17 protein-coding genes and 1 other annotated feature are annotated in these 22,642 nt (G+C 47.3%); of the genes, 3 read left to right on the top strand and 14 right to left on the bottom strand.

The window, feature by feature from the left end; all coding sequences use genetic code 11:
* Positions 1-2 precede the first annotated feature (2 nt).
* Genes N7U64_RS00990 through N7U64_RS00975 form a run of 4 tightly spaced genes read right to left on the bottom strand, consistent with a single transcriptional unit; the run spans position 3 to position 4,418 of the window.
* Positions 3-1,046, bottom strand: a complete 1,044-nt coding sequence (locus tag N7U64_RS00990; protein ID WP_290827239.1) for a type IV pilus twitching motility protein PilT — start codon at positions 1,044-1,046, stop codon at positions 3-5.
* The gene (locus tag N7U64_RS00985) at positions 1,043-2,707 is read right to left on the bottom strand and encodes a GspE/PulE family protein (RefSeq protein WP_318927962.1); all 1,665 of its coding nucleotides are present in this window, start codon (positions 2,705-2,707) and stop codon (positions 1,043-1,045) included. The genes N7U64_RS00990 and N7U64_RS00985 overlap by 4 nt, the downstream gene beginning before the upstream one ends.
* A gap of 8 nt (positions 2,708-2,715) precedes the next feature.
* Positions 2,716-3,030, bottom strand: coding sequence for a hypothetical protein (locus N7U64_RS00980; protein WP_012370994.1), 315 nt, complete (start codon positions 3,028-3,030; stop codon positions 2,716-2,718).
* 26 nt (positions 3,031-3,056) lie between these two features.
* Positions 3,057-4,418 carry a G5 domain-containing protein gene (locus N7U64_RS00975; protein ID WP_318927959.1) on the bottom strand — a complete coding sequence of 454 codons (1,362 nt, stop codon included), beginning with the start codon at positions 4,416-4,418 and terminating at the stop codon, positions 3,057-3,059.
* 175 nt (positions 4,419-4,593) lie between these two features.
* Here N7U64_RS00975 and N7U64_RS00970 point away from each other — a divergent pair, with 175 nt between their 5' ends.
* From N7U64_RS00970 to N7U64_RS00960, 3 genes are read left to right on the top strand one after another with little or no spacing between them, the layout of a single operon-like run.
* Entirely contained in the window at positions 4,594-5,118 is a 525-nt protein-coding gene (locus N7U64_RS00970) for a prepilin-type N-terminal cleavage/methylation domain-containing protein (RefSeq protein ID WP_012370996.1), read from the top strand.
* Positions 5,081-5,695, top strand: coding sequence for a type II secretion system protein (locus N7U64_RS00965; RefSeq protein WP_012370997.1), 615 nt, complete (start codon positions 5,081-5,083; stop codon positions 5,693-5,695). The genes N7U64_RS00970 and N7U64_RS00965 overlap by 38 nt, the downstream gene beginning before the upstream one ends.
* 17 nt (positions 5,696-5,712) lie before the next feature.
* Positions 5,713-7,281 carry a type II secretion system protein gene (locus tag N7U64_RS00960; RefSeq protein WP_318927957.1) on the top strand — a complete coding sequence of 523 codons (1,569 nt, stop codon included), beginning with the start codon at positions 5,713-5,715 and terminating at the stop codon, positions 7,279-7,281.
* A 47-nt stretch (positions 7,282-7,328) separates the two neighbouring features.
* Here N7U64_RS00960 and N7U64_RS00955 read toward each other — a convergent pair whose 3' ends face one another.
* From N7U64_RS00955 to N7U64_RS00910, 10 genes are all read right to left on the bottom strand, one after another.
* Entirely contained in the window at positions 7,329-8,018 is a 690-nt protein-coding gene (locus N7U64_RS00955; protein ID WP_318927956.1) for an ankyrin repeat domain-containing protein, read from the bottom strand.
* Between the two features lie 15 nt (positions 8,019-8,033).
* Positions 8,034-11,615 (bottom strand): DUF5057 domain-containing protein, encoded by a 3,582-nt coding sequence (locus N7U64_RS00950; RefSeq protein ID WP_318927954.1) that lies wholly within the window; start codon positions 11,613-11,615, stop codon positions 8,034-8,036.
* Between the two features lie 72 nt (positions 11,616-11,687).
* Complete coding sequence (locus N7U64_RS00945) at positions 11,688-12,938, bottom strand: folylpolyglutamate synthase/dihydrofolate synthase family protein (RefSeq protein ID WP_318927952.1); 1,251 nt, start codon at positions 12,936-12,938, stop codon at positions 11,688-11,690.
* A 56-nt stretch (positions 12,939-12,994) separates the two neighbouring features.
* The gene (locus N7U64_RS00940) at positions 12,995-15,637 is read right to left on the bottom strand and encodes a valine--tRNA ligase (protein WP_318928801.1); all 2,643 of its coding nucleotides are present in this window, start codon (positions 15,635-15,637) and stop codon (positions 12,995-12,997) included.
* Positions 15,638-15,679: 42 nt separating this feature from the next.
* Positions 15,680-15,909: a binding site (T-box leader), on the bottom strand.
* Positions 15,910-15,964: 55 nt separating this feature from the next.
* Positions 15,965-17,275, bottom strand: coding sequence for a glutamate-1-semialdehyde 2,1-aminomutase (gene hemL / locus N7U64_RS00935; protein ID WP_214763461.1), 1,311 nt, complete (start codon positions 17,273-17,275; stop codon positions 15,965-15,967).
* Positions 17,272-18,261, bottom strand: a complete 990-nt coding sequence (gene hemB / locus N7U64_RS00930; protein ID WP_318927950.1) for a porphobilinogen synthase — start codon at positions 18,259-18,261, stop codon at positions 17,272-17,274. The genes hemL and hemB overlap by 4 nt, the downstream gene beginning before the upstream one ends.
* Positions 18,258-18,968, bottom strand: coding sequence for a uroporphyrinogen-III synthase (locus N7U64_RS00925; protein ID WP_318927948.1), 711 nt, complete (start codon positions 18,966-18,968; stop codon positions 18,258-18,260). Before N7U64_RS00925 ends, hemB begins: the two co-directional genes overlap by 4 nt.
* On the bottom strand, positions 18,934-19,860 hold the full coding sequence (gene hemC / locus N7U64_RS00920; RefSeq protein ID WP_318927946.1) for a hydroxymethylbilane synthase: 927 nt from the start codon (positions 19,858-19,860) through the stop codon (positions 18,934-18,936). The genes N7U64_RS00925 and hemC overlap by 35 nt, the downstream gene beginning before the upstream one ends.
* An 82-nt stretch (positions 19,861-19,942) precedes the next feature.
* Positions 19,943-21,283: a glutamyl-tRNA reductase gene (gene hemA, locus N7U64_RS00915; RefSeq protein ID WP_214763456.1), complete on the bottom strand. Its 1,341-nt coding sequence runs from the start codon at positions 21,281-21,283 to the stop codon at positions 19,943-19,945.
* Between the two features lie 204 nt (positions 21,284-21,487).
* Positions 21,488-22,636 (bottom strand): AI-2E family transporter, encoded by a 1,149-nt coding sequence (locus tag N7U64_RS00910; RefSeq protein WP_318927944.1) that lies wholly within the window; start codon positions 22,634-22,636, stop codon positions 21,488-21,490.
* Positions 22,637-22,642 lie beyond the last annotated feature (6 nt).

Here is a 22,642-nt window from a genome sequence, read left to right as displayed (position 1 = left end):
ATTCACCCCGATATGTAAGGTGTCGCGGCTGATGCTGGAATCAAACCTCGACTCACTAAGTCTTGTAATGCCATCTGCATCGTCTGCATCCCGTACTGTTTCCCTGTCTGCAGGACAGATTGAATCTGATATTCTTTTCCGGTCCGGATCAAGTTGGATACTGCGGGTGTTTCAACCATGATTTCAAGCGCGGCGACACGACCGGACCCGTCCGTTCGCGGCATTAGCCGTTGCGAGACGACTCCGGCCAGGACGTTTGCGAGTTGAGCCCGAATTTGATCTTGTTGCTCCGACGGAAAGACATCGATGATCCGGCTGACCGTCGAGGCCGCCGTCGACGTATGGACGGTTGCAAAGACTAAGTGTCCGGTTTCTGCTGCTGTCACGGCCGTCGAAATTGTTTCGAGATCCCGCATCTCCCCTAACAGAATGACATCCGGATCCTGCCGGAGAGCAGACCGTAACCCAGTCGCAAACCGTGGGGCATCAATACCGATTTCCCGCTGGTCAATCAAACTCTTCTGGTGACTGTGCAGATACTCGATCGGATCTTCGAGGGTGATGATCCGTTTATACATCGTCTGATTGATTTCATTAATCATCGCTGCGAGTGTTGTCGATTTCCCGGAACCGGTCGGACCGGTCACGAGAATCAAACCGTGTGGCTTTGTCAGGAAACGTTTTAAGACCGGCGGCAACGATAATTGGTCGAGTGTCGGAACTTCAGTCGGAATCGTTCGAAAGGCCATCGACAATGCACCGCGTTGGTAAAAACAGTTGACGCGGTAGCGTGCCACTCCTGTCACACCAAACGAAAAATCGATATCCCGGTCTTGTTTTAGCTGTAAAAACATTTCCTCGGTAATTAGCGAGCGTACGAATCCTTCGATGACGATTGGTTTCATTTTTTCTGTTCCGAACGGAGTTAACATCCCGTTGATTCGAAAGACCGGCGGTGAGCCGGCTGTCAGATGGACATCGGATGCTTCTTTTTCTTTTGACGATCGTAAAATATCTTCAATTTGGGCGCGTTCCATCGTACTCATTCGGAAATCACCGTCCGGAGAATTTCTTCGGTTGTCGTGATGCCTTGTGCGACTTTGGATAGTCCATCGGCCAACAACAATCGTTGTCCTTGTGATTTTACATACATCGTGATTTCACTCTCCGTTGATTGATTCATGATCATCCGTCGTAAGCTTTCATCAACCATGACGACTTCTTGAATCGCCAGACGTCCACGATAACCGGTCATGTTACACGATGAACAACCGCGTCCCCTCATGACGGTCGTCGCCGCAATGCCTTCTTGCGCAAATAATTCTTCTTCCCGCTTCGACAACGGCTGGACTTCCCCGCAGTCACGGCATACCCGCCGGACGAGACGCTGGGCAATCAATCCGGTAACTGAGGCCGCAACAAGGAATGGTTCAACCCCCATATCGATCAATCGGGTAATCGAACTGACGGCCGAATTCGTGTGCAAGGTCGACAGGACCAGGTGACCGGTTAATGAAGCCCGGATTGAAATCTCGGCTGTTTCAATGTCCCGAATCTCCCCGACCATGACGACGTTTGGATCCTGTCGCAGAATCGAACGGAGACCACTGGCAAACGTCAAGCCGATTTTTGAGTTGACCTGAACCTGATTGATACCGTCGACTTGATACTCGACCGGATCTTCGACGGTAATGATATTACGTGTTTCATCGTTCAATTCATTTAAAGCGGCATACAATGTCGAGGATTTCCCGGATCCGGTTGGTCCCGTGATTAAGATAATCCCGTTTGGCCGTTTGAGCATCTCACGGAATTGTTGTTCGTTCCGTTCACTGAAACCGATTTTTGCAATCGAGATGTTGGAATTGGAACTGTCGAGAATCCGAATGACGACTTTTTCGCCGTAGACAGTCGGTAATGTCGAGACCCGGAAATCATACGCAACGCCATTATGTAGGAATTTAATTCGTCCATCCTGTGGTAACCGGGATTCCGTAATGTCAAGTTCGCTCATGACTTTAATCCGGGTCGTCAAAATATTTTGAATCTGTTTCGGATAATTGTTTTCTGTCCGTAATTCACCATCAATCCGAATTCGGATTGAAAGCGATGTTTCTTGTGGATCCATATGAATATCGGATGCCCGCTGGGAAATTCCGTTTTCGAGTATTTGATTGACCAGACGGATAATGGGAGCATCTTCACGTGTCACGGTATCACGTGATGTATCCGAAATCGTCATCTCGTCGGACTCGAGTAATTCTCGTAGGGATGAATCGATATCGTAATACTTTAAAATCGTCCGCCGGATTTCGTCGCGTGTCGCAAGTCCCACCTCAATCATCAATCCGGTCTGCAACCGCAAATCATCAATTGCAATTAAATCCATCGGATCGGCCATCGCGATGAACAGCCGATTTCCTTCTCGATAAACCGGCACTAATGTATGCCGCTGTGCCAGTTCTTTTGAAATCAATTTCGTTACCGCGACATCGACCGGATAGTTATACAGTTGAATGACAGGAATTTTTAATTGATGATGCAACGCTTCAATCAATTGTTGTTCGGTTAAATGACCGAGTCGTAGTAAGGTATCCCCTAATTTTTCCGATGTCCGTTTGACGGATAAAGCCTCTTCAATCTGTGCTTCCGTCACGACACTTTCTTCCAACAGCATTTCGCCTAAACGTTTTCGTTTCATCGCCATTTACGTTGTCATCCTTCCGCGTGCCATGTTTCTTCTTCGTCAAGTGGTGTCAGTTTTTGTTTTTTTTCATCCACGACACTCGTAATTGCCGTTACAACGAGAATCAATACGATATAACCGGCAATGACCAAAGGATTCGAAATCCAGTCAAACTTGACGATTAAATAGAGGGAAGTGACCAAGACGAGCGCCGTCAATGAAAGAATCACTTTTGCTGCTGTAGTCGTGACAAAAGGAATTTGAATCGCAAACATCAAACCACAAATGATGGTCGCAAGACCGATAATGATACCAAGTTCAATTGCTAAGTCCGTCCAGTTCATGTTCATCCTCTTTTCTTTTAGGAAAATCAGCCGACAGCGCCTTCTGTCGAATCATCTTCGACTGGAGATGCCGGGTCCCCTGTTGTTGGTGTATCCGGAGTATCTGGTGTTGTCGGTTGCTCCGGTGTTACAGGTTCTTCTGGTGTCGTCGTTCCGTCTGTTGTTCCATCCGTTGAGTCGGTTGTTGAGTTATCTGTCGAGTCATTGGTTGTTTCATCATTCGTCGTCTCGTCCGTCGAGTCGGTTGACGGTTCTTCTGCCGGTGGTGTGACGACAGGCGGTAACTCTTCTTGACTGCTCTTCGTCACAATGGCTGGTGTGGCTGCATAAAAATCAAGGGCCAGTAATCGTTTGACTTCTCCTTGATTTGATTTCGTGACACGATACAACTCAATTGATTTTCCTTCAATGCCTGATTGCGTATCACTGCTTGTTCCCGCAGATAGCGTTGCAGAATAGCGTGTGATTGTCCGGTACGGAATTGTTTTTTCCGCTTCCAGTACGGCAGAAACCGTTTCTTTGAACGGTGTCCCGCGTAATTCAAGTGTGACATCGCTCCCATTCTTCGTCGCTACGACTTGGTAGTTGACCGCTTGTGTGTTCCGAACGGCAAAATCGGTTTTTTCGTCAATCTTGACATCATAACCAAGCGTGATATCGTCCGGTAACTGCGCATGTGGCATCCGTTCGACAATCTCAAATGGCGTTTTCGCAAATAATTCATACAGTTTACTGCCAATGAAAGAGGCCGCAATCGGATCCATCCCATATGTCTTCACATTCATCAATTGACCGGCCTTGATGTCGACTTGAGCCATCGCGTCAATCATCTGTTCTTCTGCTGCCGAACGGGTCATGAACGTGACACTCGAAACGACTTCACCCGCCGGATCAATCGCTGCTGCCGTTTCAGACGGATCAAAGTTTCCTTCTTCCAATTTTTCACTTGTTTTGATTAACCAGGTGTTGAACGTCTTCACCTGCTCTTCTGTATATGTAATCGGTTGTGAGGCGAGATAGGCTTCCATCGCTGTTTGATCAACAGTTACCTCTAAAGATCCACCTTTTTTTAAGGACGCTTGTTTGATTGATTCCTCAATTTTAAATGTCACCAGTTCAGTCGGAATTGGCAATGTTTCTTCTCCTGTCCCGACGGTCAATGGTGTTTTTTTAGACCAGGACGTGACTGCTTCCTGCACTTTCGGTTTTGCTTCTTTCCGTGTCAATCCGCTGACGGGAACAGAACCGATTCGGGCGGTATCGGAAAAATTTTCGACGACCGTTGCTTTGCCGGTAAAAGAAATCAAAGCAAATGAAGGAACATAAATCAGAGCAATTAAGGCGACTAACAACAGCGTATGTACGGCAAAACGTTTTAAATTTATCATCATCTGTTTCCTTTCCGTATGAAATAACCATTTCAGGTGTCTAGTATTTCCATTATAATGAATATTATGATGAAACATAAGTCCTACCTGACAAATACTTTCTCTACGTGTGAATACATACCTTTTTTTAATTTTTAGTCCAGAAATCCTATTGATTTAGACATGAGGTGAATCCGTGCCAAACAAGCAAGCTGGTTTTTCATTAATTGAGGTATTAGTCAGCATTACGATTTTATCGATTATTTCTGTATCGTTAATCAGTATCTTTTCCCAATCCCTCGCCGCATCCCGGGATAGCACTAAATTGACGTTTGCCAATTATCTCGCCAAAAATGCTGCCTCCTATATCGAGCGGGAAGCCGTCGAAGCAGAGTCCGGTCCTTTTGTTTTTAATGACTTGAAAACCAAAGCCCAACAGGCAACCTATCAGAATGGAGCTTTTGTAATGCCGACGCCGAACACGCCGTCATGTGGTGTATCGGCTATTTGTGACTCAATCTTCAATGACGCCGAAATAAATAATTTACCGTTCGATGTGAAGTTCAGTGTCACTCCACGTAAAATCAACGGACAAACGGATCCCAATCTGCTCGATTTGTATGTTTATGTCTATCCAGACGGACAATCAGAGCCCATTACTTCCTTGAAAGGATCGATTACGAATGCGACGCTTAATCAAAGTTTTCCATCAACGAAGTGACGGGTTTTCACTCGTTGAATTACTGGTCGCAATCGTCATTGCTGCGATTTTTAGTGCGGTCATCCTAACGGTGTTTATTTCGGGAACAAAAAGCTTTCAGGCAACCGGCATTATCAGTGAGTTGCGGAGTGAAGCCGACAGTTCGGTTGGTTTGATTTTAAATGAAATCACCGGGTTTGATGCTATTCGAATTGACGAACTCAATCAATTGTCATTTTATAAAAAAACACTGCCAAGTATTAGTCAATCAACAGGGCTGCTTGAACGGTCGGCCGGTTTTGTACCGTATAACGCCAATCAAGACCAAACAGACGAGACGGTCAATCCGATCACTTATACATTTGCTGAGCAACAAACCGAACAGACGACTTTGATTTATAAAGGACCGCCCGAAAGCATCAATGACCAGACACGCGTTGAAAAAACATTTACCCTATCGCGTCCGGAAACGGTCACGATTACCACAGGCGACCATCCAGGTGTCTATGTCATTCATGGCATCTTGACGATTACCTTAACCATCCGGTCCGTTGATCAAGAAGAAACACAAACCCTGACGAGTACGATCGGCTTTTAAGGGAGAAAGGACGACCTATGCGAAAATCTGAAGAAGGTTACACCCTACTATTTGTATTAGTGACATTAACCGTTCTGTCCGTACTGGCGGTGGCGACAATCGGTATCAGTCTACAATCCACCCGGTTGACGGAAATCCGGGGCACGAACATCGAAGTCGAATCAGCGACACAAAATGAATTGAATCAAGCCATCGCTGCCCTGCAACAAATCGTTGCGACGACAGCCGGCACCAATCCCACCAGTTCTTCCACCGAATTATTTAAGGATCCAACCAATCAAATCATTTTAAAGCTTGCGGCTTCCGCACCGAATGTCAAAATCATCTTAAACGAGGCGGCCTCGAACATCCGGGTCAAGGCATTTGATTTGACCGCAGAGGTCGAAGAAACAAAAGGCGATCAGCCGACAGTCCGGAAAACGTATTCGCAACGCGTTTATCTGTCTGCGATTCCAAGTTTTTTATACTACATCTTAGGTTCGGACAATCAAGTGATTTTAAATGGCGCCCCGCGGATTCAGGGAAATATCTTTTCCCGGGAACCGTTGCAAGTATCAGCGTCACCTAACTTTATCTACAATGGTGTTTCGGGGAAGTATACGGATAAAACGGCCCGTTCTTACATCGATGGTCAAGTCAAGGTATTCCAGCCAAAGGACCAAACGTTATTGAGCTGTCGTGATTTTTTACCTTGTGATTCAAGTGTATTCGACTCGACCGTCAAAACGGACTTGTTGGCCACAAAAGACGCCTTGGTCCCGTTTGATTTTGAATTCTCCTTAAACGATTTTTTAGATATTCCGAGTACCACGCCACTCGCCACGTTATCGAGTTACTTACGAGATCAACCGATCAAACAGGCTGTCTTATCAGGTCCATTTTTAAACGAACTAAGTACAGACAAACAACTGATTCGACCGGCACCAACAGAAAACAACACGGTGACCATTACCGACGACATCGTCAAAGCTTCCACTGAACCCCTTATCATCGACGGAAACTTGACGATTTCTTCCCTCAACCCCATCGATCGACCACTTGAAATCAAACGGCCGATGATTGTTCTCGGTAATTTACTGATCCGCGGTAACGTCAGCTTTGCGACGACGATGTTTTCGACGGGCTCGAGCCGCCTGGACGATGCGAACATTCAAGGAATTGCCAGTTCAGTCAGTCAGAATACCTTGATCCTTCTCAGCAAAGGAAGTTTGACGATTAACCGCGTCAATAAATTTTCAACACCAAAAACCGCAACACCCGATATGAGTGCTTTTTTATACAGCGATGATCCAAAGCTAAACCGAATCTATTCCGTTGGTTCGACGATGAACCTGCAAGGTGGAATCTTTACGAAAGGCAGTCTCGAAGTCAATGCCTACCGCGGAACGCTTGATTTACCGGAAAATAGTTTCCCGCAAGATGTAACAGCACTCGAGACCTTGATGAAGGCCAAGCAATCCGCTGATGCTGAAAAATCCCGTCTTCGTTTAACTTACGATGCGAGTGTTCTTCAAAATCCAACAGCGATGCTTCCGCTCAGCCGGGCCGTTCAACTCTATGTCGAGACGCCGAAACGGCTTCCATGACAAACAAAAACACGACACCCGTCAACAGCGGATGTCGTGTTTTTCAGTTACTCAAAAGATGCTGCACCATACGTTTCAGCCAGTTGTTTCACTTGTTTACGTGTTGCTGAGGCGCCGCTTTTTTCTAACACTTGATAAAGGTCTTTCCGGTTTTGTTTGACGGTCTCGTAAATCGGGCGATCTTTCCCTTTGTCCGGCGAAGCACCCGCTGCCAGTAACAGCTCCATCGCTTCTTGGTTTTGATCGACGGTTGCATAATATAGTGGGGTATGACCGGATCGATCCTGCTGGTTCAATTCGCGTTTCGTTGCTTGTTTGACGAGTAACGCGTAGGCATCGACCGAACGATTGACACTTGTTGCGACATGTAACACATTTTGTCGTTCCTTGTTCACTTGTCGGACGGACGCGCCTGCTTGCAACCAATCCGCTACGACATTCGTCGGAGCAAACTGTGCGACATAAAACCAATTGGTTTGATTTTTAGCACTTGTCCGGTCCAACAGGACGAGTGCTTTGTCGTACTCGAGTGTTTCTTGAAACTGCCGGATATACCGGTTTCGTTCTTTTGTCGATAAATTGACAGCTTCTGCTGCTTGTTGCAACTTAGTGGCATCACTTGCCTTGAGGCTTGCTTCAAAGGTTTGTTGATTTCGATAATCGATTAACAGATACGTCGTTCCTCCGATTCCAATCAAGAACAGGAGAACGACGATCATGATTTTTTTTCGTGTCACGTCGTTGGCTCCTCTTTAATACACATCCGTATCACTTTCTCCCGCCGATCCCTCAGATGAAATCGTGACTTTAAACGTTGTCGTCAACGGTTGCTTTTCTTTTTCTCCGTCTTTCAATACTTCAAAAACAGTCTTGTCTTCTTTTAAGGCAGTGACCTTGACGCGGGCAACACCCGGACGAAGTGCCTTCAGCGTCTGAGCAGTCGCATCCGTCTTGACGTATTCTTTTCCTTGCAAGACTTCGAGACGATAGAAACGTTCCGTCGTCGTAACGGGTAGCCAATTGAGAAGCGGGCGTTTTTGATCATCTTGTAATGTCATCGTCAAATCATTCGCCGTCAATGTCAGTGGATTTTCACGCACATTGATTTTAGTGATCGCTTGCGTATCTGGGAAATCTTTTAACTGTAACAGTACATCAATCGGACCGTTTGGAGTCCCGGTCAATCCTTTGACGGTGTATCCGGTACCGGCCGCAGTCAGTTCAATGGCATCACTGATTTTAGAAAGAACAAACGGTAAACGGATATCCGGTGAAAATATTGCCGTCACATCCTTTGTCGTCCCGACCCATAGTTCCAAGTTGCTTGGATTCACAGTTAGTTCCGGAACCTTGACTTCGATCGTATAGACTTGTGATTGCGCCAAGTAGGTCGTTGCGCCTGCAGTTGCTGGCACGACCGCTTGAACGGTCAGCATACCGGGTTTAATGCCCGTTAAGCTCAACGTATCGGTGTCTTTTCCTTTTGATTCAACAAATCCAGGATTCGTCACGATCCATTTGATTGGGGCGTCTGTTCCGGACAACATGATGGCATCCCCTGTCATCGCTTTCGTTTGCCCCACGTACAACACATTTGGCACATCACGGACAATCAATCCGCCAAATACATCATTGATGGTCAATTTGGATGTTGCGACAAGTTCTTTGCCATTTGCGACAGGTACAATCAACTTGATATCCGTCGTACCGATTTTTTTCGGTACAATGATTCCCTCTTGGTTGATCGTCGCAATACTCGTATCTGCAATCGACCATTTCAACGTCCCGTATTGACTGCCTGCCGGATTGATGTCAGGCAAGACTTTATAAGACGGGGTATTGATATCGATACGGACTGATGGGATTTTGGCTTCTGTCGCATAACGTGTCGACAGTGCATACCCTAACGTCGGAAAAGCTTGCGCGTCATTTGCAACGGACTTTGATTTATCGACTCCATTTTTCTTATCACGGTAGACCGTTTTCGTTGAAGTCATCGAATTATCTTTTTTATCAAACAGATGAACACCGGCTGCATCTTTTGCCCGGACCTTCACGGTAAAGGTCAGCTCAGATGGTTTGGCAATCCACAATCCTTTTTGAACACCTGCAATTGCTTCGTCATATTCGATATCCGGCACGTTTCCCGTCAACTTTTGATTGACGATCTTCACGTTACCGAGCCCTGTCGCTGAGATCACCTCGACATTCCCCGGGAAATCTTCACTGAATAGGATATCTTCCATCGTGACAGAGAATTGACCCATGATATATCCATTATTTCCGATGGCATCTTTTTGAAGCATCGGACTCGTTTTGACGGTATAGGTGATGTCTGCTGTTTCCCCTTGTGGAATCGTCGCCGGATCAATCGAACGTGACAACGTAAACGGAGATGAGGCGGACGGCTGAACGACTTGAATCGTCCGTGTTTCAATCGTCTTCGCGCCACGTTGATCTTCCGCTTCAATCCGAATTACTGCTGACGTCTTACCAGCTAATTTCCCGGTAAACGTCTCACTGACAAAGGAATTGTTTTTCAATTTATCATTCTCATACACTTTTTCATTGTCGATATAAATACGTGTTTTTAATTCACGGTCCCGTAAGTCATAGTCGTTCACTTTGTATGAGATAGTGAGTGGTTCGTTGTCTAAATAACTCGCCTGATTTTCCGGCAAAATATTTTTCAGAAGCGGTTTGTGGTTGGCACCAATGAAAGCACGGTACATCGTGTTCGAGAACAACTCTTTTTCCTGTTGCTGGTTGAAGGTCGAAGTATGTCCCGCTCCGGAATAGGTGACATTCCCTTTTGTATACATATAATAATGATTTCGGGCATCACCGATCGTACGTCCAGCATCCTGATTTGTCGAAGCAAGGTTATTTTCACGAATGTTATACCATGGAATCAAGTCCGGTTGTTCTAAGTCCAAACCAAAATATTGGTTGTGGGTCGTCGCAATCTGAACACTATTACCTAACGTAAAGGGATACGACGTCATGACACCATCGTTTTGTTTAACAGCTTGACCTGACGTCCGTGGTGCTGCGTATCCCATGTTGGTAAAGTTTTTCTGTCCGGCGAGTCCGGCAAACTTCTTCTCCCAAAACAGTTCAGGACTTGCTGATTGATTCGGTCTAAAAATCGTATCGTGGGACAACATCAGACCTTGTCCCGTGTTCGTAAACCCAAGGATCGCGTTCGATGCAGCGTCACTCAAAGATGCGGCACCATAAGAATCTTGAAAACCAAAAATCAACATATCGTAAGCCGTATTTAAATTCTTAGTCGAATACGTTTGATTAAATGTGTCTGCAGTGATGACTTCGACATTAAAGTCATAAAATCCATCCTGCTTCAGTAACGTTCCAGTATTCATAAATCCATTGATGGATCCGGTCGTTCCTGTCCGTGTCACTTGAAGAATTTTCGCTTCCGCGACCTGATCTTTCATTAAAAAACTGCCGGTTTTATAATCCGTCAAACCGTCACTACTAGAAACGCGAATCATCCAATTCCTTGGACCGGTATAACTTGGCGCATCAAAATTATAGCTTAGTGTACCCGTTTTCCCTGCCGGTTTTTCATCGACTTTTTCCGACTCTTCAAATTGATCATTGCTGTCAAAATCAATGTACAGTCGAACAAGTTGATTCGTATTTTCAGCGCTCGTCGTGTACGTAAAATCAATCGGGACGTTTGGAACGGCTGTCGTTCCTTTATCGACGCCCGTCAAAGCCGTTCCTTTTTGTTGAACAGATACGCCTTCCAAACGAGGGCGTACAACCTTTTGCAGTTTCAATTTTGAAATGACGGTAGAAAGATCCGTATACACCGGTGTCTCTTTAAAAATTCCCGTAAAGTTACTCGACGAATGCGTCAGAACATCTTGATGCAAAAAGACAGGTAGTCCTTTTTTTACATATGCATTTTGAATCTCGTTTGCTTTCAGCTTTGTAATATCATTTTCAATCTTGTTCGTATTATGATTTTTTTTCGTATCTGAAACAGTCATCGAATAACGGTCTGTTCCCGAAAAAGCTGACGGATCAAAAACAATCGCATCAAATGCTCCATCAAGCGGGAAACGCGACGCATTCAGTTCCTTGACTGTCATCATCTTAATCTCGTACCGGTTCGTATCCAGTCCTGTCAACATGGATGTGATGACAGTATTCGGATCAATCCGATTTGTTGCTGACCAGGCATCCCGGATTTCTAAAATCTTAAACTTTTCTCCGGCTGCAGCCTTTGTATGTGGTGGTTGTATATACGTAATACTGGTAAAAATCAACAGACTGACTAAAAACAGACGTACCCAACGTTGCATCTCCATCGTCTCCTCGTCGTAAGATCATAAAATCTAGGACTATATTACCCCACCATTAGTATACAAGTTCTTTCAGTGTTTCCCCTTTTTTGTAAAAGACTGTGCCTTAAGTAATGTGCGAACCGTGCTGATAAAATAAAGGGAACCCGTGACAATAAGTGTCTTGTCGGCCGTATCCACTTCCTTGAAAAAGCGGTTGAGTTCCATCGCCTTCGCTCCGTCCATCTCCAATTCTTCCAGTGTTCGCGCCCTTGGAAAATCAAACGTCGTCTCGTAAATATCAGGTGTCACTTCCCGTAACTGCCTGAGCATCGCTTTGCGGTCCTTGTCCCGTAAGATCGAACAGAGGACGACGACCGGTTTTGACTCTTCCTTCAAACGTTCGACAAGTGCCGTCACCCCTTCCGGATTATGGGCACCGTCCAAAATGATCCTCGGCTTACGGGAGATGATTTCAAACCGACCCGGATGCGTTGCATTCCGCAGTCCACGCCGGATTGCGGTCTTCGACCATCCGAGTTGTTTGGCACAGACGACGGCATTGGCCGCGTTGTGGACTTGATGCATCCCTTCCAGTCCAAGCCGTGTCTCGGGAATGCCTTCATAGGTTGTCCATGTTCCTGTCTCACTCAGCCGGTAATGCCGGATGACTTCCTGACTCCAGGACAGACTCGCTTGCCGATCGCCACAATAGGCCATCAACGGCACCGTCAATTCTTCCTGCAGTTTCCCGGCAATGACTCGTGTGCCTTGTTTGATGATCCCGAATTTCTGTAGGGCGATCTCTTGAAGCGTATCTCCGAGGATAGCCTGATGGTCGTGCCCAATCGAAGTAATAATGGCGGCTTTCGGTTGCTTCAGGACATTCGTCGAATCGTACAAACCACCGAGTCCGACTTCATAAATCACAAAATCAGGACGAATTTGATAAAAATGATAAAAAGCGAGCACCGTTAAGGCTTCAAATTCCGTCAATGCCCCAATTACCGGTTCTAATTTCAGGATTGCAGCTTGAACCACATTAGCCGCCTCGACCAGATCCGCTTCACTGATTGGTACACCGTTCAACATGATCCGTTCCTCGAACTGAATGATATACGGTGACGTAAAGGTTCCGACTTGCAATCCTTCGGCTACACCCATCTCCCGCAAAAAAGCGACCGTTGACCCCTTTCCGTTTGTTCCCGCGACATGAATCGTCGGAATCGCATCCGGATCAATCATAAGTTCCGCCAGTACTGCTTCCATCCGACTCAGTCCCGGTTTGATGCCAAATGCCAGTAACGCCGATAACCATTCCAACACATCTTCTCGTGTTCTCACGCTTGGTTCACTCCTTCAAAAAAAGTGACTCAAGAAAACTTGAGCCACTGTTAAGATTATTTTGCGAGTTCGCTGATTCGGACTTCAACTGCCGCCCGCTTCTCTTTATAGTCTTGTGCTTTTGCTTGTTCTTCTTCAATGACATGTGCCGGTGCTTTCCCGACAAATCCCGGGTTGTTGAGTTTTTTCTCGACCCGTTCGACTTCTTTTGTATACTTGACGAGTTCTTTGTTCAGACGAGCGATTTCTTCTTCGATGTTGATCAAGTCAGCAAGTGGAATGAACAATTCTGCTCCCGTCACGATGGCACTCATCGCCTTTTCCGGTGCTGTCATATTGCGTTCAACGAGCAATTCTGACGCATTCGTGAACTTTTTCAAGTACGACAGATTTGTTTCTAAATCATGCTGGACTTGATCGTCACTCGTTGCAATCATCAACTGAATTTGTTTCGACATCGGTGCGTTCACTTCCGCCCGGATGTTCCGGACTGAACGGATGACGTTCTGAACGGCTTCGAAAGCCGGGACAGATGCTTTGAAGTCGAGTGCATCATTGCGTGTCGGCCAAGCGGCACGTGTAACTGTTTCGCCTTCGTGCGGTAAGTGCTGCCAGATTTCTTCCGTGATGAACGGCATGAACGGATGCATCAGACGCATGATTTGATCAAGCGTATAGGCAAGAATCGAACGTGTCGTCAATTTGGCTGCTTCGTCCTCACCATTCAACGGCAACTTCGCCATCTCGATGTACCAGTTACAGAAGTCTTCCCAGATGAAGTGATAGAGGACACGACCGGCTTCCCCAAACTCATACTTATCCGACAGACGAGTGACATCATCAATCGTCGTGTTCAGACGTGTCAGAATCCATTGGTCAGCCAGTGATTTTTCACCTGACAGATCAATCTGGTCGTACGTCAGTCCGTCCATGTTCATCAACGCAAACCTGCTTGCATTCCATAACTTGTTCGAGAAGTTCCATGTCGCTTCGATTTTCTCCCAGTAGAAACGTAAATCGTTCCCCGGTGTGGAACCGGTCGTTAAGAACCAACGCAGTGAATCGGCGCCGTATTTCTCGATGACATCCATCGGATCAATTCCGTTCCCGAGTGACTTGGACATTTTCCGTCCTTCCGAGTCACGGATCAAACCGTGAATCAAGACATCGTTGAATGGACGTTCGCCTGTAAATTCATACGACTGGAAGATCATCCGTGAGACCCAGAACGCGATGATGTCGTAACCTGTGACAAGTGTTGATGTCGGGAAGTACTTTTGATAATCGGCTGCGCCTTCGTTCGGCCATCCCATTGTCGAGAACGGCCAGAGGGCAGAAGAGAACCACGTATCCAGCACATCATTGTCTTGTTCCCAGTTTTCGAGATCAGCTGGTGCTTCTTTACCGACGTACACTTCGCCTGTTTCTTTGTGGTACCAGGCCGGAATCCGGTGACCCCACCAGAGCTGACGGCTGACACACCAGTCACGGATATTTTCCATCCAGCGGACATAGGTGTTTTCAAAACGTTGCGGGATGAAGTTGATTTTGTCTTCGCCTTGTTGCTCTTGTAATGCTTTTTCAGCGAGCGGTTCCATTTTGACGAACCATTGGAGTGACAAGTACGGCTCAACAATCGCGTCCGACCGTTCCGAGTGACCGACGGAATGCAGGTGTGGTTCGACTTTGATCAAGACACCTGACTCTTTGAGATCTTCGACAATCTGCTTACGGCATTCAAAACGATCCATGCCTTCATATTTCCCCGCATTTTCATTCATCGTGCCGTCTTCGTTCATGACGAGGACACGCGGTAAGTCATGACGGTTTCCGACTTCAAAGTCGTTCGGGTCGTGTGCCGGTGTGATTTTAACGACACCTGTTCCAAACTCCATGTCGACGTATTCATCGGCAACGATTGGGATTTCCCGCCCGACGATTGGTAACGTGATCGTTTTTCCGACGAGATGTGCATAACGCTCGTCTTTCGGGTTAACGGCAATCGCTGTATCGCCGAGCATCGTTTCCGGACGTGTCGTCGCCAGTTCAACGTGACCGGATCCGTCCGTCAACGGATAACTGAAGTGGTAAAACGCACCTTCGATGTCTTTATAAATAACTTCGATGTCCGAGATGGCTGTTTTCGTTGCCGGATCCCAGTTGACGATGTATTCGCCGCGGTAGATCAAACCCTTTTCATACAGTTTGACGAATACTTCCTGAACCGCCTCTGACAGTCCTTCGTCAAGCGTAAACCGTTCCCGTGAATAATCGAGTCCGAGTCCGAGTTTTGACCACTGCTCGCGGATCGTTGAAGCATATTCTTCTTTCCATGCCCATGATTGTTCGAGGAACTTCTCACGTCCCATTTCAAGACGTGATTTACCTTCCGCGCGGAGTTTCTGTTCGACTTTTGCCTGCGTCGCGATTCCGGCATGGTCCATTCCCGGCAGGTACAAGACGTCAAAGCCCTGCATCCGCTTCATCCGTGTCAGCATATCCTGAAGTGTCGTATCCCAGGCATGACCAAGGTGTAATTTACCGGTAACGTTCGGCGGTGGGATGACGATCGTATACGGTGCTTTTTCCGGATCCTGATCGGCTTTAAAATATTCCCCTTTTATCCAAAAGTCGTACCATTTTTCTTCCGTCGCCTGCGGATCATATTTTGTCGGCATTGATAATTCCTGCATCTGAATCGCTCCTTTAATCCATAATAAAAACGGCTTCTCTCGTCCTCATCTAAGGACGAAAGAAGCCGTTGCTCTTCCGCGGTACCACCTTAGTTCACTCTTGACAGAGTGCCCTCTAGTCCGCGTAACGTGCGGCAATCCGGATTCTGCTTGCTGTCGCTTACAGAACCAGCTCGTGGGGTGACCTTCGTCAGCACGTCCTGTCACATCTCTCAGCCAGTGGATGTGTTCTCTCATACAGTCCGGTTGTTGACTACTCTTCCCGTCATCGCTGTTTTCCAAATTATTCTTTCCTTATTTTATCCGAGACCTCTACGGCTCGTCAAGAACTGCTTAACGATTAAATTCGAGTTGTAATTCCTTGAATGTCAGCTCGACTGCTGCAATCGTCTGCTCGATGTCGTCGTCCGTATGAACGGTCGATAAGAAGAGTCCTTCAAATTGTGACGGCGGTAAGAAGATACCGCGTGCCGCCATTTTTTGATAATACGAGCGGAACATGTCGAGGTTCGATGATTTCGCCTCTTCGAAATTCGTCACCGGCTGATCCGTGAAGAAGACACCGAACATCGCACCGGCGCGGTTCGTCGTCAATGGAATGTTGTATTTCGCAGCTGCTGCGAGATATCCTTCCGACAAACGGTTGGCTTTCCGGTCAAACTCTTCGTAGTGTTCCGGTTTCAGTTGCGTTAATGTCGCAAGGCCTGCCGCCATCGCAAGCGGGTTACCTGATAATGTACCGGCTTGATAAATCGGACCTTGCGGCGCGATTTGTTCCATGATGTCGCGACGTCCGCCGTAGGCACCGACCGGCATACCGCCACCGATGACCTTACCGAGACACGTGATATCCGGTGTGACACCGAAATGTCCTTGGGCACAATTGAAGCCGACGCGGAAACCGGTCATGACTTCATCAAAGATCAAGAGTGTGCCATGCTGTTCCGTAATTTCGCGCAGTCCTTCGAGGAAGCCCGGTTGCGGTGGCACGAAGCCCATGTTGCCCGCTGCCGGTTCGACGATGACACCGGCGATATCGTCGCCGTGTTTTTCAAATGCAATCCGGACCGCATCCATGTCATTGTACGGCACTGTCAATGTCATACTCGCAATTTGTGCCGGTACACCCGGTGAATCCGGAAGTCCAAGTGTTGCAACACCTGATCCGGCTTTAATCAACAGTGAATCGCCGTGACCGTGATAACAGCCTTCGAATTTCAGAATTTTTGTTTTTCCTGTATAGCCGCGTGCGAGACGAAGCGCCGCCATCGTTGCTTCTGTTCCCGAGTTGACCATCCGGACGACTTCAACCGATGGGACACGGCTGATGACGACTTCCGCCATCGCCGACTCGATTTCAGTTGGTGTGCCGTAACTCCATCCACGTGTCGCCTGCTCTTGAATGGCAGCCGTCACGATCGGATCAGCATGACCAAGAATCATCGGTCCCCATGATAAAACATAGTCGATGTATTCTTTTCCATCGATATCGTACAGACGTGATCCTTGCGCACGTTCTGCAAAAATCGGTGTCATACCGACTGATTTATACGCGCGAACCGGGCTGTTGACGCCGCCCGGCATGAGCGGTAAGGCCCGTTCAAACGCGGCTTTTGATTTTGAGTTTTGATTCGTTAAGCTCATTTCGACCCCTCCAAGTAACGGCAAATGTCTTTCGCGAAATAGGTGATGATTAAATCGGCTCCGGCCCGTTTAAAGCCGAGCATCGTTTCCATGACAATACGTTCTTCGTCAATCCAACCGTTTAAGGCAGCAGCCTTGACCATCGCATATTCACCCGATACGTTATAGGCGACGATTGGTAAGTCTACCCGTTCCCGGACATCGCGAATGATATCCATAAAGGCGAGAGCCGGTTTGACGATCATGAAGTCGGCACCCTGCTCGACATCTGCCGTCGCTTCACGGAATGCTTCCCGACGGTTGGCCGGATCCATTTGATACCCTTTGCGGTCCCCTTCACCAGGTGCCGAGTTTGCCGCATCACGGAACGGTCCGTAATAAGCGGAAGCATACTTGACGCCGTAGCTCATGACCGGGATGTGGCTGAATCCATTCTCATCGAGTCCTTGGCGGATCGCCGCGACGAATCCGTCCATCATGGAAGATGGCGCGATGATGTCGGCACCGGCACGCGCTTGAGACACCGCTGTTCGGACGTGCAACGGAAGTGACGCATCGTTATCAACCGTTCCGTCAGCAACGATGCCGCAGTGTCCGGTTGACGTATATTCGCATAAACACGTATCAGCGATGACTGTCAGTTGCGGTGCGATTTTTTTAACGAGTCGCGTCGCTTCTTGAACGATCCCGTGATCGTGAAACGCGCCGGTCCCTTGTTCATCTTTTAAGTGATCGTGCGGAACACCAAACAGGATGACCGATTCAATACCGAGTGAAACGACTTCCTTGATTTCTGCTTCAAGATGGTCGAGTGAAAGGTTGAATACGCCGGGCATCGAGCTGACTTCCCGTTTGATGTCTTCTCCTTCTGCGACAAACAACGGATAAATCAAATCCGTTTTGTGGAGATGATTTTCCCGGACGAGTGAGCGCAATGATGCTGTATTCCGCAAGCGGCGATGACGTGCGAATTCTAATGTGTTCATAACAGTTCCTCCTCTAAAATACAGTCAATCAGTCCGTCGAGTGTATAAACGGCAGCGACCAAAAGTGGTGTCAAACCGAAACGTCGAGCGGCTTGCTCTGTAATCGGTCCGATGGTCACGTAAGTCGCCGTCGTCTCTTGACGTAGTGGAGCAATCGCTTCGACAGCTGAAGGACTTTGTAAACCAATATACGTAGCCTGTTGCAACAGATCAGGTGGAATCACCCGTAACTTTGTTTCGTACGTGATGACTTCCAACACTTCAGCCGCAACGGCATTCTTTAATCGTTCGAGCGGTTCTTGACGTGACCGGTTCCCGCGGGCAAAACAGATGCGTTGTCCTGTCCGGAGAAGCGGCCGTAATTCTTCAACCAGTACATCCCCTGTAAAAGCGGACGGTATGAAATCAGGTGTTCGTCCCTGCTTGATTAACGCCGCCGCCGTTTTTGATCCGACGACTGCAATCTTCGTATAGTGCAAGGACGGAAGCTCTGACTGGATGCGTTCGACACCAGTCGGACTCGTCACAATCAGCCAATCGAGTTCCGTCGGCAATTGAAAATCGACCGGAATCGTTTCGATGACCGGATGATGGACGACTTCAATCCGCTGTGCTGTCAAACGCTCCACCTGCTCCGCAGTCGGTCGACGGCTTCCCGTCAAAACCAGTCGTTTACAGGTCATCCGGTAAAGATGCGAGAATTTCACGACCCCCTGCATCAAGAAGACGCGTCGCAACCGTTTGACCGAGTTGCATCGGATCAAGTGACGTTTCCCGTTCAAGCAGGATTTGCTGTCCGTCTACTGAACCGAGGAATCCGACGAGTGTCGTCGACAAATCTTCGTTGATCGTCGCAAATCCACCGACAGGTACATGACAGCTTCCTTCGATTGCTGCTAAGAATGAACGTTCGGCGAAGGCTACTTTCTCTGTCATCTGGTCATGAATCAAATTCAACAAGTCGCGGACTTCCTGATCGTCTGCCCGGCATTCAATCGCTAAGATTCCTTGACCGACTGCAGGAATCATGTCATCCGTTGAAATGTATTCCGACACGGTTTCATCCGACCAACCCATCCGTTGCAGACCGGCAGCCGCAAGCAAAATGCCGTCAAACGGACCTGTCTTCAGCTTTTCAAGACGTGTATCGATGTTTCCGCGGATTGATTCGATTTTTAGATCCGGGCGTAATTTGAGTAATTGTGAGCCACGGCGTAAGCTGCTTGTCCCAACGACTGCACCTTCCGGAAGCGAGTCCAGTCCGCCGCCTGTTTTCGTAATCAAAGCATCACGCGCATCGACCCGTGCAGGTGTCGCCCCAATGATGAGTCCTGTCGGCAACTCAGACGGGAGATCTTTCATGCTATGCACTGCAAAATCAATATCTTCGTCAATCATCTGTTGTTCGATTTCTTTAACGAACAATCCTTTACCACCGACTTTAGATAGTGTCACGTCAAGGATGCGGTCACCCTTCGTGATGATATTCTTGATTTCGAATTCGTATGGTGCACCTGCCTGTTTCAATTGTTCGATGACCCACTTTGTTTGTGTCATCGCAAGTTTTGAACTTCGTGAACCTACTATGATTTTTCGCATGCTGAAATCCCCCTGTACAATAATAAAGGGGCGGCACAAGTCCGCCCCATGCTTTTCTATTGTAACACAATTCGGTCTATGTTCACCGATTCACAGCTTTCCGTTCTGCTGCTGTTTCTTCTTGTAATACGATTTCTTCGGCCGCACCGTCAAACAATTCTTCGTCCAATGCAAACGTATCCATGAACTGAGCAATCCGTTGCTCGGCATCCGGTTTTGCTGCCGCATCTTTGATGTACGACAACGGTTCACGCAACAGTTGGTTGATGATCGATTTCATGTGTTTACCGATTACGGTTTTTTCCCGATTCGTCATGTTCGGAAGTTTCCGTTCCAGACTCTGCATCGTCTCTTGCTGGATTTTAAGCGACTGATCGCGGAGTTCCGTAATAATCGGAACGACACCAAGTGTCGTCATCCATCCTTCGAACTCGGCAATCGCAGCTTCAATCCGCTGTTCGATTTTTGCTGCTTCCTTCAATCGTTCCGCCATGTTTTGCTGAACGATTGACGTTAAATCATCGACATCATACAGGTGGACACCTGGCAAGTCACCCGCCGTCGGCTCGATATCACGGGGAACCGCAATGTCGATCAACAGGAACGGACGGTCACTTCGGAACAATTGGGCTGCGGCAATGTCTTCACGTTTGATGATTGCTCGTTTTGCTCCGGTTGAAGAAATAACGATGTCAGCCCGAAGCAGACCGCATTGCATTTCGTTTATCGAATGTGCGGATCCTTCGAAACGATTCGCCACTTCTTCCGCTTTTGCCAGCGTCCGGTTGAAAACAGTGATATCACGGGCACCTGCTTCATATAAGTTCAGGGTCGTTAATTCTCCTGTTTCTCCGGCACCGATGACGACAATCGATTTATCTTCAAGCGATCCAAGTAACTGTTCCGCTAACGTGACAGCAGCTGCGCTGACCGACACGGCATTTTCACCGATTCCCGTTTCCGCATGCGCGCGTTTCGCAAGCGTGACTGCTTCTTTAAACAATTTATTGAAAACCGTTCCGGTCGTCTCGAGTTTTTGTGCCGTAAAGAAACTTGTCTTCACTTGCCCGAGAATCTGTGTTTCGCCGACAATCATCGAATCGAGTCCGCTCGTCACCCGGAAAAGATGCTTCATCGCGTCAAATCCCTCGTGAATGAACAAATACGGCTCCAGTTCTTCCATCGTCAAACCGAACCAGTTCGCCAGAAAACGTTTTGTATAATAACGTCCTGTATGCGGTTGATCCGTAACAACATATAATTCCGTCCGGTTGCACGTCGAAACGATGACGCTCTCGAAAATACTTTTTTCGTCACGTAGCGCAACGACCGCTCCCTTCATCTCATGTTCCCCAAATGAGACTTGTTCGCGGATTGATACAGGCGCCGTCTTATTATTTAACCCGACAACTACGATATGCATGCGCTCTACCCCTTACGTCCAAAGATTTCATTCTCATCTATCTTTCGTTCTCTACTCTACATTATAACCATTATAAAAAAGATTCCAATCAATTTATAAACTAAAATGAGTCGAAGTTGTGAAAACTTATCTTCTTACCATATCCCTCTCAGCGCCAAAGTACAAACCCTCTGCTTTCATCATTCAGCAGAGGGTTTGTCTTTCTTATTTCGTTGAATCGGTAATGATCCGTGACTCATCAATCTGAACATCCAACTTTTGTTGGCGCAGACGATAAATCCGGGCAATGTTTTGAACGACGACTTTCGTCACGGCATAAGTCGGGACCGCTAAGATGACACCGATGATTCCACCAATTTTTCCGGCAACAAGCAAGACGATGATGATCGTCAAAGGATGGACCTTCAGCGTCTTTCCTTGAACATACGGCGAAATCAGATTTGATTCAATCTGTTGGGCGACGACAATCGTAATGATAGCGTAGAGTGCTTTGATCGGATCATCGATGAATCCGACGATGACGGCAGGAACAGCCCCGATATACGGTCCAAGATACGGAATGATGTTCGTAACCGTACAGAACAATGCCAGCAGCAACGCATATTGAATATCCGAGATGAAAAATCCGATCAACGACATCAGACCGACGCACAACGAGACGATGACTTGACCGTTCACGTAGTGTTTAACCGTCACATGCATATCGTGAAGAATTTTCCGCGTTTCCGTTTCATAGCTTTTCGGTAACAGTTTGACGACTGAGTTCGGAAACTTATAGCCGTCGAGTAACATGTAGACCAAAATGAACGGTACAAGCACGATGATCAAGACGGTCGAAGAGATGACCCCGAAGATCGTTCCGACAGACGTCGAGACCGACTTGAATAACGTGCCGATATAAGATGTCGCTTCATTCGTCCAGGAATCAAACATGGCGGTATTTTCATGCACCCAGTTGGAGATAAAACGATTGTTCATCAACTGGTCCCGGAGATTCAGTGTCTGGTCCCGCAGTTCGACGACCAGGTTCGGAATGCTTGTCACAAAATCCGACACTTGCTCGACCAAAATCGGACCAATCGAAGCGACGGCAATCGTGATGATACCAAGAAATCCGAGCAAGACGATCAGAACCGCGAGTCCTCGTTTCTTGACGCGTTTTTGAAGCGTGTCAACAATTCCGAGGGTGAAGTAATAAAAGATACCGGCGATAATCAGCGGTGGGAAAATCAATGCTAACATCACTTTAATCGGTTGGAATAAAAATGAGATTTTTGTTCCGACCCAGATAACCAAGAAAATCGTCAAAATCCAAAGTAAGGCTTTAAACCATTTGTTTCGAAGTAAATCCACGAACAG

The organism is Exiguobacterium sp. K1 (genome assembly GCF_033721435.1).
GTDB classification, from domain to species: Bacteria; Bacillota; Bacilli; order Exiguobacteriales; family Exiguobacteriaceae; genus Exiguobacterium_A; species Exiguobacterium_A artemiae.
The sequence above is the reverse complement of the archived record's forward strand: the minus strand, read 5'-3'. Positions and strand labels throughout refer to the sequence as shown.